Source organism: Natronospira sp., from assembly GCF_007134575.1.
GTDB classification, from domain to species: Bacteria; Pseudomonadota; Gammaproteobacteria; order Natronospirales; family Natronospiraceae; genus Natronospira; species Natronospira elongata.
Genome location: NZ_SLKM01000258.1, coordinates 1 through 8716 on the forward strand (window position 1 = coordinate 1; position 8716 = coordinate 8716).

At 61.5% G+C, this 8716-nt stretch carries 8 protein-coding genes; 5 read left to right on the forward strand and 3 right to left on the reverse strand.

The window, feature by feature from the left end:
• Positions 1 to 297: 297 nt before the first annotated feature.
• From ACJWXQ_RS10340 to ACJWXQ_RS10350, 3 genes are all read right to left on the reverse strand, one after another.
• Positions 298 to 2037, reverse strand: a complete 1740-nt coding sequence (locus ACJWXQ_RS10340) for a protein adenylyltransferase SelO (RefSeq protein WP_406672770.1) — start codon at positions 2035 to 2037, stop codon at positions 298 to 300.
• Positions 2038 to 2121: 84 nt separating this feature from the next.
• Positions 2122 to 2598: a hypothetical protein gene (locus ACJWXQ_RS10345; protein WP_346049754.1), complete on the reverse strand. Its 477-nt coding sequence runs from the start codon at positions 2596 to 2598 to the stop codon at positions 2122 to 2124.
• A gap of 127 nt (positions 2599 to 2725) precedes the next feature.
• The gene (locus ACJWXQ_RS10350) at positions 2726 to 3706 is read right to left on the reverse strand and encodes an acetoin utilization protein AcuC (RefSeq protein WP_346049752.1); all 981 of its coding nucleotides are present in this window, start codon (positions 3704 to 3706) and stop codon (positions 2726 to 2728) included.
• 118 nt (positions 3707 to 3824) lie between these two features.
• Here ACJWXQ_RS10350 and ACJWXQ_RS10355 point away from each other — a divergent pair, with 118 nt between their 5' ends.
• The 5 genes from ACJWXQ_RS10355 to ACJWXQ_RS10375 all read left to right on the forward strand — a co-directional run.
• Positions 3825 to 4289: an ATP-dependent zinc protease gene (locus ACJWXQ_RS10355; protein ID WP_406672772.1), complete on the forward strand. Its 465-nt coding sequence runs from the start codon at positions 3825 to 3827 to the stop codon at positions 4287 to 4289.
• A gap of 9 nt (positions 4290 to 4298) precedes the next feature.
• Complete coding sequence (rimK, locus tag ACJWXQ_RS10360; protein ID WP_346049748.1) at positions 4299 to 5204, forward strand: 30S ribosomal protein S6--L-glutamate ligase; 906 nt, start codon at positions 4299 to 4301, stop codon at positions 5202 to 5204.
• Between the two features lie 6 nt (positions 5205 to 5210).
• Positions 5211 to 6254, forward strand: a complete 1044-nt coding sequence (locus ACJWXQ_RS10365) for a succinylglutamate desuccinylase/aspartoacylase family protein (RefSeq protein ID WP_346049746.1) — start codon at positions 5211 to 5213, stop codon at positions 6252 to 6254.
• Positions 6255 to 6519: 265 nt separating this feature from the next.
• Complete coding sequence (gene ettA, locus ACJWXQ_RS10370; RefSeq protein WP_346049744.1) at positions 6520 to 8187, forward strand: energy-dependent translational throttle protein EttA; 1668 nt, start codon at positions 6520 to 6522, stop codon at positions 8185 to 8187.
• A gap of 72 nt (positions 8188 to 8259) precedes the next feature.
• Positions 8260 to 8716, forward strand: a 457-nt coding sequence (locus tag ACJWXQ_RS10375; RefSeq protein ID WP_406672771.1) for a hypothetical protein, incomplete at its 3' end; no start/stop codon positions are given.

The following is an 8716-nucleotide window of genomic DNA, read 5'->3' on the forward strand; positions in this document are numbered from 1 at the left end:
AAGAAGTGGCGATCCATTGCGCAGGGAGAGCCTGGACATTTCCGTCCATATAAAGACTGAAAGAAAAGACAGGAGTGAAGTGGATTGTATTTGTCCGACAATCGGCCCCGAAAAGGGCGTCATTGGGAGCCCGGGCAGATTGGTTGCGGCACTGAGAACTACCAGGGAAATTCCCGATAGCCATAACCGCACGGAACACCAAGCGCAAACTGTGGCTGCTCCCACTGGCCAAAATCTACAGATCATGGGCTACCACCGGCACACCCCCCTACCAACCCAAGAAGTCCTTGCAGGCACTCAAGATGAACAACTGTAGTGGGAGAAGCCACCAAGATTGAACAATTCCAGTGGCTTCCGCTGATTGTATTGCGATTCCACTGCGCTGGACTGTTCAGCATAGGGCTGGGTCAAGACCGCCTGGAGGTCTCTCAGGGGCTGGTATTCTCCCTGTGCGGCTTTTTGATAGGTGGGCACGACCAGCCATTCGCGCATGGTGTATTTCGGGTTCACGGCCTTCATCCGGCGTGAGCGTTCTTCCATTGAAGTCGAGCCTGTACTCTCCTCGGCTTTGATTCTTGCTCTCCACGCTGAAAGCCATTGAGTCCATCGCTCCGGGATGCCCTCCCAATTCCCACCGCGGGCTTCGTGGACTGAGCGATAGAAACCTTTCTCGAGTGATTCGATCGTTTCCGGAATCGACGAGAGCTCCCGGAAGAAGATCGTGTAGTCCACCGGGGTTTCCATCATTAGCTGGACCAGTTGCTTGAACAGCTCGGGCTCGAATTCATCGAGCCCCAGTTTCGCGGCCCACATCGTTCGCATTTCGGTCCCCATTACCTGGGGGAATTCGCTTCGAATGCCTTCGAGCTGCTCCAGTTCATCGGGATGATCTACCAATAGAGGCTGCATGGCCGAGCAGAAGCTGTCGAAGTTCTTCTCCGCCGCGACGGGCTGGTTGAAGAATGAGAAATGCTGGCCCCCACCGGTCCAGGGCTGAAAATACGCATCAAAGGCCTCGCAGAACCCGAAGGGCCCGTAATCCAGGGTGTATCCACCCGCGGCACAGTTGTCGCTGTTGAAGTTACCCTGGCAGTAGCCAACCCGAATCCAATTGGCCACCAGAGCCGCAAGACGGCTGCGAAACTCGCGGGCGAGCATCAACACCCTGGCAGGCACCGGCAAACCCTGATCAATTGCAGCTGGGTATTCACGATCAATCAGATGGGTCACCAACTGCCCCAGTTCGCCCAATGCGCTGGGGTGTGCCTGCTGTCTGGCCCGCCGAGCGAACAGCTCCAGTTGCCCCACGCGAATAAAGGAAGGGGCAACTCGGGTGGAGATGGCAACCGGTTCTTCAAGCAGCTGATCGGGTTCCCTCGAACGGGATCCCTCGGAGTACCAGGGACGCATCACTGTCTCGGTTTTGGATACGTAAAGGCTCAGGGAGCGCGAGGTGGGTACGCCAAGCGCGTGCATATGTTCCTGGGCCAGGAATTCGCGCACACTGGAGCGAAGAACGGCACGACCGTCCGCGCCCCGACAGTATGGGGTTCTGCCGCCGCCTTTTAGCTGCATCTCCCAGCGCCGGCCATTGTTGACCATTTCCAGTACCGAGATGGCCCGCCCATCGCCATAGCCATTGCCCGTCTGGAAGGGGCACTGCTGGGTAAATTCCGTGCCGTAGATGGAGAGCGCATAGCCGCATGCCCAACCGACAGGTCTCATGGACTCGGGCACGACGGAAAGGTCTCCGGAGAACATGGCCATGAAGTCCGGTGATTGGGCCAGGCGGTCAGAAAAGCCCAGCTCCCGAAACAGTTCCGGGCTGTGGGCCACATAGGCCGGGTTTTCGATGGGTGTCGGCCTGACCGGAACGTAATGGCCTGAAAACACCTGCCTGGGCTGATGATCCTGGCCCTCGGGGTCCGCATCCGGATCACGGACCAGATTCTCCATCAGTGAATAGTCTGCCAGTGGAGCCACGTCTTCGAGGCAGGTGATGTCTGTTTCGCCTTGGCGAACGGCTTGATTGCTCATCGCGGACTCTCCAGATCGGGGCAACAACCACTCTACTCCACCGGTCAAGTGGCTCCAATCACCTGGCCGTCACCCCCACCATGCTCAGAAGACATTTGCGAGGATCAAGCCGAGCAACAGCAGCCCAATGCAGGCCCAGCCGAAAATATTGATGTACTGCCTGTTCTGAACGATCAGCGATGCTGGCGCAATCAATGCAGGCAGCACCCACCACAACGACAGGAAAAGCGCCTGGTTTCCGGTAACACCGGATACGCCGATCAGGTACAGGCCGCATCCGAATGCCACGGCAACGGCAAGTGCGATGAATCGACGCTTGGGCGGCAGGCCTTGTGAGGGGGCATCTTTGTCTTCGCGCACACGGGAGAAGAAAATCACGAAGGCTGCGATGGCAAAAAGCGTCGACAGTGACCCGACGGCAAAAGCCGTAAGCACCACCGGACTGTCGATTGTGGCAACCGTCGCGGTGAGGCTCATCCAGGAGAGCAGGGTCAGGACAAGCGCTACGACAATCAGCCCTGCCAGCCGCTTCCCATAGGAGTCATTACCCAAGCTATCCATTTTTCTTCTCCTTGCACATGCTTCCACGAAGCCAATCGCTTGTGGCTATCCATTCTCTGTGGTTGAAGTCAGATCCAGAACAAGCAATACATTGTCCGTCCTCTGCCTGTCTCCCCCCTGGCAGCATTTAAGCATCATTGCTCTCTATCAGGGCCGACAGAACCGCTGACCAGGCAATACCGATGTTCTGGCGGTTGTAGCCTCCGCCGCCGGTGGCCAGGAGGCGGCCCTGGGCGTGGCGGTCGGCGATGCGGGCGAGGCTGAGGGTGGCGTGGCGGTGGGGCTCGTCGCTGAAGCGCAGGTGAGTGATGGGGTCGCCGGCGAGGGGGTCGGCGCCGCACTGAAGCAGGATGAACTCGGGCTGGTGGGACTCGAGGAAGTCTTCCACCTGGGCCCAGGCTTCGAAGAACTCGCGATCCCCCGCGCCCGGTGCGAGGGGGATATTGAGCTTGCTGCCGGCGGCGGCGCCCTCGCCGGTCTCTTCGGCGGCGCCGGTGCCGGGGAAGAGGAAACGGCCGTCTTCGTGAATATCGGCGAAGATCACTGCCGGGTCATCCTCGAAGCCGTAATAGACCCCGTCGCCATGGTGGGCGTCAATATCCACATAGGCCACTCGCGCCAGGCCATACTGGCGGCGCAGGTGCTCGATGACGACGCCGCAGTCGTTGTAGACGCAGAAGCCGGAAGCGGCGTCGCGGGCGGCATGGTGGAGGCCGGCGATGGGGACGAAGGCGCGCCTGGCCTCGCCGCGCATCAGGGCATCGGCGGCGGCCACGGCGGTGCCCACCACCCGCAGGGCGTCCTCGTGAATGCCGGCCTGGGCCGGGGTGTCACCCCCGTCCAGGTAGCCGAGGCCATCCGCACTGCGGCGGGCGACAAAATCCACATACTCGTCGGTATGGAACAGGCGAGCCTGGAAATCATCGCCCTCCACCGGCTCACGGTGGCTGACGCGCGCCAGCAGGCCCTGATCGTCGGCCGCCTTGAGAAAGGCATCCTGGCGATCCGGGCCGAAGGGATGACCGTCGCCGAAACCGTAGCGGCGCAGACTCTCGCCACTAAAAAGCAGCACCGAAGGCTCGTTTGGGTCCACAGACCGTGCTGACATGAATGACTCCCTTGGAGGTTCCCTGAAACCGAGCGGCCCCAGTATAGTGGCAGACTGATCAGCGCTGACAATCGGATGGAGATCATAGCCCGTGTCCTCGAAACGGAAAAACCGGGAACTGCTGACCGTTGGCTGGCGTGAATGGCTGGCCCTGCCGGAGCTGGGCCTGCCCCGGATCAAGGCCAAGGTGGATACCGGCGCACGCACCTCCTGCCTGCACGCCTTCGACGTGAAGAGTTTTGAGAGAGACGGGAAAACCTGGGTCCGCTTCGGGATCCACCCGGAGCAACTGCGCACGGATATCGAGATATTCTGTGAAGCACCGGCGGTGGACCAACGCCTGGTCACCGACTCCGGCGGACACAGCGAGGAGCGCTTCGTGATCCAAAGCCCGGTGACCGTGGGCGGGGAAACCTGGCCCATTGAAATGACGCTCACCAGCCGCGATACCATGCGCTTTAGAATGCTGCTGGGGCGAACCGCCATGCGGGGCCGAGTGCTGGTGGACCCGGCTCGCTCTTTCCTGGCAGGGGCAGAATCAGCCGACGATGACAACAATGACGAAACCGTCGAAGAAGACTGAGAGGTTTGCATGAAGATTGCCGTGCTATCCCGCAATCCGCGCTTGTACTCCACCCGCCGCCTGGTGGAGAGCGCCCGTGAACGGGGACATGAAATCCGGGTGATTGATCCCCTGCGCTGCTACATGAGCATTGCCGGGCACAATCCCGAGATTCATTACAAGGGGGCTCAACTGGACGCAGTGGATGCGGTCATTCCCCGGATCGGGGCCTCCATCACCTTCTACGGCACCGCGGTGCTGCGGCAATTCGAGATGATGGGCGTCTTCCCGCTCAACGAGTCGGTGGCCATCAGCCGCTCCCGGGACAAGCTGCGTTCCCTGCAGTTGCTGTCCCGCCGGGGAATCGGCATGCCGGTGACCGGCTTTGCCCACTCCCCTGACGATACCCAGGATCTGCTACGCCTGGTGGGCGGCCACCCGGTGGTCATCAAGCTCACCGAGGGCACCCAAGGCGTGGGAGTGGTTCTGGCCGAGACCCGCAAGGCGGCGGAATCGGTGATTGATGCCTTCCGGGGGCTCAACGCCCACTTTCTGGTGCAGGAGTTCATCAAGGAGGCCGGCGGTGCCGACATTCGCTGTTTCGTGATCGGGAACAAGGTGGTGGCCTCCATGAAGCGCCAGGCCAAGGAGGGGGAATTCCGCTCCAATCTCCACCGGGGCGGGCATGCCGAGCTGATCAAGATCACCCCCGAGGAGCGCTCAACGGCGGTTCGCGCGGCCCGCATCATGGGCCTCAATGTGGCCGGGGTGGATATTCTTCGCTCCAACCACGGGCCGGTGGTCATGGAAGTGAATTCCTCGCCGGGCCTGGAAGGTATTGAAAGAGCGACCAACAAGGACATCGCCGCGCGCATAATCGAGTTCATGGAAAAGAACGGCAAGGCGGGCAAGACCCGTACGCGCGGCAAGGGATAAGAGACCATGGCCAGAGCCCCAATGCGGATTGCCAATACCGAGGTCGCCGCCGGCCAGCGGGAGACCATCAATGTCCCCCTGGGGCATCTCTACACCCACAACCCCATTACCATGCCGGTGCATGTGGTCCATGGCCGCCGTGAGGGGCCGGTGCTGTTCGTCTCCGCGGCTGTCCACGGGGATGAACTGAATGGCATCGAGATCATCCGCCGGGTGCTGCTGCGGCGCAATCTGCAACGGCTGCGGGGCACGCTGATCGCGGTGCCCATCGTCAATGTGCTGGGCGTGTTGCACATGTCCCGCTACCTGCCCGACCGCCGTGACCTCAACCGGAACTTCCCCGGTAGCAATCAGGGCTCCCTGGCCGCCCGTCAGGCGAGTATCTTCATGCGGGAAATCGTCTCCAAGGCCACCCACGGCATCGACCTGCACACCGCTGCCATTCACCGCTCCAACCTGCCCCAGATCCGCGCCGACCTGGACGACCCCGAGGTCATGGCGCTGGCGGAAGCCTTCGGTGCACCGGTGATGATGAGCTCCGACCTGCGGGAAGGCTCCCTGCGGGAACAGGCCTCGGCCAAGGGCATCAAGACCCTGCTCTACGAGGCCGGCGAGGCGCTTCGCTTTGATGAAGTCTGTATTCGTGCCGGTGAGCGAGGCGTCATCAATGTCATGCGCAAACTGGGCATGCTGCCGGCGGTCCGCGGCCGCAAACCCCGCAAGCAGCCGGTCGTGGCTCGCTCCAGTCTCTGGGTGCGGGCACCGGCCAGCGGCATCGTCCGAATGAATCTCGCCCTGGGCGCCCATGTGAAAAAAGGCCAGGTGCTGGGCCGGATCGCCGATCCTTTTGGTGAGTCGCAGAACGAAATGCAGTCCCCGGTCTCCGGAGTGATCATCGGCCGCTCCGAACTGCCCCTGGCATACGAAGGCGAGGCCCTGTTCCATATCGCCCGCTTCGAAAGCGTCAAGGATGCCGCCGCCAGCGTGGAGGCCTTCCAATCCAGCTACGACCCGGACGCCAATGAGTTCGGGGAACCCCCGATCCGCTAGGGGGAGCGGCGAGCTGTGAGCGACGAGCGGCGAGCTGGCCGTGCATGCGGGACAGCCGTGCTGCTTCGGCAGACCTTGGGGTTCTCATAACTTGTCATTGGAAGGTGGCCAGTAGAAAACAGTAGGCCTTTCAGCTTGCACGGCCAGCTCGCCGCTCGTCGCTCGTAGCTCGTAGCTCGCCGCTCCTTACCCTTGTCCCCCGCCCCCTCCTCCGGGATAATCCGCTCCCATCTTCTTCCCGCAACACTAATTTCTGGCGAGAACCATGGCTCAATACGTCTACACCATGAATCGGGTGAGCAAGGTTGTTCCCCCGAAGAAAGAGATCCTGCGCGATATTTCCCTGTCCTTTTTCCCGGGCGCCAAGATTGGTGTGCTGGGGCTTAACGGGGCCGGGAAGTCCACGCTGCTGCGGATCATGGCCGGCATCGATACCGAGATCGAGGGCGAGGCCCGGCCGCAGCCGGGTATCAATATCGGCTACCTGCCCCAGGAGCCGGAACTGGACGAGAGCAAGGATGTGCGCGGCAATGTGGAAGAAGGCATTGCCGAAACCAAGGCCCTGGTGGACGAATTCAATGCCGTCTCCGAACAGATGGCCGATCCGGACGCCGATTTCGAGGCCCTGATGGCCAAGCAGGCGGAGCTGCAGGACAAGATCGAGGCGGCCAATGCCTGGAACCTGGAGCGCACCCTGGAGCAGGCGGCCGATGCCCTGCGCCTGCCGCCCTGGGATGCCGAGGTGAAGAATCTCTCCGGCGGTGAGAAGCGCCGGGTGGCCCTCTGCCGCCTGCTGCTGTCGGCGCCCGACATGCTGCTGCTGGACGAGCCCACCAACCACCTGGATGCCGAATCCGTGGCCTGGCTGGAGCGCTTCCTGGAAGAGTTCCCGGGCACCGTGGTGGCGGTCACTCACGATCGCTACTTCCTGGACAATGTCGCCGGCTGGATCCTGGAGCTGGACCGGGGGCACGGTATTCCCTGGGAAGGCAATTACTCTTCCTGGCTGGAGCAGAAGGAACAGCGCCTGAAGCAGGAAGAGAAGCAGGAGACCGCCCAGCGCAAGGCCATGCAGGCGGAACTGGAGTGGGTACGCCAGAACCCCAAGGGCCGCTCGGCCAAGTCCAAGGCCCGTCTCAAGCGCTTCGAGGAACTCTCCTCCCAGGAATTCCAGAAGCGTAACGAGACCAAGTCCCTCTACATCCCGCCGGGCCCGCGCCTGGGGGATCTGGTGGTGGAAGCCAACGGCGTGCGCAAGGCCTTCGGTGACAAGCTGCTGTTCGATGATCTGAGCTTCAATCTGCCCCCGGGCGGCATTGTCGGGGTGATCGGCCCCAACGGCGCCGGCAAGACCACCACCTTCCGCCTGATCACCGGCGAGGAGAAGCCCGATTCCGGCGAGATCCGGGTGGGCGAAACGGTGGAACTGGCCTATGTGGACCAGAGCCGCGATGCCCTGGATGACAGCAAGACGGTCTGGGAGGAAATCTCCGATGGCCAGGACATCATCCAAGTGGGCAATTACCAGACCCAGTCCCGTGCCTATGTGGGCCGCTTCAACTTCAAGGGCTCAGACCAGCAAAAGCGGATCGCTGAACTCTCCGGCGGTGAGCGCAACCGAGTTCACCTGGCCAAGTTGCTCAAGTCCGGCGGCAATCTGCTGCTGCTTGACGAACCCACGAACGACCTGGACGTGGAGACCCTGCGTGCCCTGGAAGAAGCCCTGCTGGATTTCCCCGGCTGTGCGGTAGTGATCTCGCACGATCGCTGGTTCCTGGACCGCATTGCTACCCACATCCTGGCCTTCGAGGGCGACAGTCATGTCGAGTGGTTCGAGGGTAACTACGCCGAATACGAGGAAGACAAGAAAAAGCGTTTGGGCGCCGATGCCGAACAACCACACCGGATCAAGTACCGGCGGCTCGCCAGCTAAGGCCCAAAAAAGGGGGGCTTCTTTTCAATCGTGGCTCCATCGGGGGGCTAACGAACGAAAGGAGTAACAAGCATGAGAAAGACAAGCCTGCTCAGCTTGATGGGACTCACCCTGGCCGTGGCCAGTGCGCCGGCGGCCGCCTTTTTCGGAGATGCCGAAGGCGAGCGCTATTACGTTGCGAAGGTCAACAACGTGCAACTGGATGCCGACGACAGTAGTGATGCCACCAGCATTGCCTTTGCCTTCGGCCAGTATCTGGGTGAACGCCAGGTTGCGGCTTCGGAATCGGAGATCGGCATTACCGTTTCCAACGGCAGCGTCAGCAACAGTGGCTTTCTAGGCGGCAGCAGCGAGGCCGACTGGGAGCTACTGCACCTGGGCAGTTTCATTGCGTTCCAGAACCCGGGTGATTTCAAGATCAAGGGCAAACTGGGATTCGCCTTTACCCAGCTCGAGGTGGGCAATAACACGGAACAGGATTTCAGTGCCGCCTACGGTATTGGCGGCGTCTTCGGCCCGGTCGAGGTGG